The following is a 1,892-nucleotide window of genomic DNA, read 5'->3' on the forward strand; positions in this document are numbered from 1 at the left end:
AGCTCGGAGGCTTTTGAGAATATCCCCTAAGCCCAGCGAGGTTTAAAAACACCTTATGGCTAAACCTTCTTTACTTTTTTTTCTTAAAAGCATTTATTCTCTTAAATCTTCATGAGCATCTGTCAAACAAATCATATCGCTATATTCGTTTAAAAATTGCGAGAACAAGGGCGACGTCAATGCTTCTAAATCCACCTGTTTTTCCTTTTGATAGGTTACTTTCAAACCATGCGAGCCATACACAGCTCCTTCGATCCACTCACCAATAGCAGCGCTTCCCCTCTCAAAAGGCATAGCATGGGCCAAATAATATCTTAGTAAAGCCATCGTGCTTTTTAATTCATTAAGATTTTCCTGAGGCATTAATACAGCCTTGGCAAAAATAGAAGCGATCTCCTGAAGGGTTTCATTGATAAGCAAATTATCCTGATGGATTAAAATCACCGTGGAGCATTTCAACATACGTTCGACAGGACGATTTTCTGCATCACGATAAAGCCAAGTAAAATATTGGGTACTAGCAAATAACTTTTTGTTTACTTGCAAACGAGCTGTACCTAGTAGAAAGAAGGATTTGAAGTTTTTGGTATGGCCTTCATAATATTGTTGTCCATCTTGGTAAACAAGTTTAGGAGAAGGAAATTGTTTGTTCATCATAGAAAAAAATGAAACCATCTTGTTACGAATATATAACTCGATATTACTTTCTTTCAATTTTTTCATTGCTTGTCTACGTTCTCGAATTTCGCTTATTGATAGATCTTCTTCATTTATTTTCATTAAACTAATTTGGGACTCGTTAAAATAATGCTTAAGCTCTTCCAAGCTTGTTGCCCGGTTCCATTTCAAAGCAGTGTAATCTTCACTTTCTAGTAGTTTAATTTCAAAAGAAAAATTTTGATTTAAACATGTCTCGGTTAACTTCTTGTGTCTTTGAGATGATTTAGTTTCAAGAGCCATATCTTGCAAATGATTTGCTAATACCTTCAAAATTTTAGCATTATAATCTTGATAGACCCCATCTAAGATTGTGTGGTACCAATCATTTAATCCATCAGTATCTCTTCGGAGCCCGAATTTAGCGGCTTCCAAAGTCTCATGGGCCTCTGCTATTTTACGCCGTTGGGTGCCAAACTGTTCTAACAAATTGAAGAAAAGAGTAGTTAAGGAATTATTATCTTGGGGAGAAATTTTAATTTTTCTTATTCCTTCGTGGATTATCTCTTTGCTTTTAAGCTGATAATCTTCTTGATAGCCGCCATATCTCATAGGCTCTCGGTCTATGATGTAGTTTGGAAATATATTATTCATTAACCCTCCTGGCTAAAAAAACAATAAAGTAATTAATAGCTATTTAAATTTAAAAGAACATTATTATATTCCTTAAAACTTTAAATGTAAAGAATTGAAACCTATCGATTAGGCAGGAGCCTTCAATAAAGATCTGATAAGCAAATGGATCTTAAAAAGAAACGCTTGAAAGAGATCGATATGCTAGCCTAAAAAAGTGGGGTATAATAATTAGAGTTAACAAAGTGTACAGCAAAAAGCTTAAGATTACGAGCGATTGGTATTAACAGGGTAAGAGCTAGTTTGTCTTTCTTAAAGAAATAGAATAATAGGATCTGAAGGACGATTCGAAGCAATCTGTCAGAGAGCTTAGGAATGAGCAACTGATATGAAAAGAGGACGTTTCTTTTCTTGGCCGAATGCAAAAAGAAAAAGGTTAGCTAGAAGTATCTATGATAAAGAGGATGTAGATAATCTACTGCTGGCCATTTAAATGTAAATTTTATTATGAATAGCTCTCTTATGCATGCCTAGGATTTGAAGAGGGCACATTATCTGCCAGTATACTTTAGCTCATAACAAATTAAGATTAATTAATAAGT

1 protein-coding gene is annotated in these 1,892 nt (G+C 34.5%); it reads right to left on the bottom strand.

The features are described 5' to 3' along the window. Positions 1–93: 93 nt before the first annotated feature. Complete coding sequence (locus DB41_RS04815) at positions 94–1,311, bottom strand: hypothetical protein (protein WP_039384945.1); 1,218 nt, start codon at positions 1,309–1,311, stop codon at positions 94–96. Between the last annotated feature and the right edge of the window lie 581 nt (positions 1,312–1,892).

This window comes from Neochlamydia sp. TUME1 (assembly GCF_000813645.1).
Lineage (GTDB): Bacteria > Chlamydiota > Chlamydiia > Chlamydiales > Parachlamydiaceae > Neochlamydia.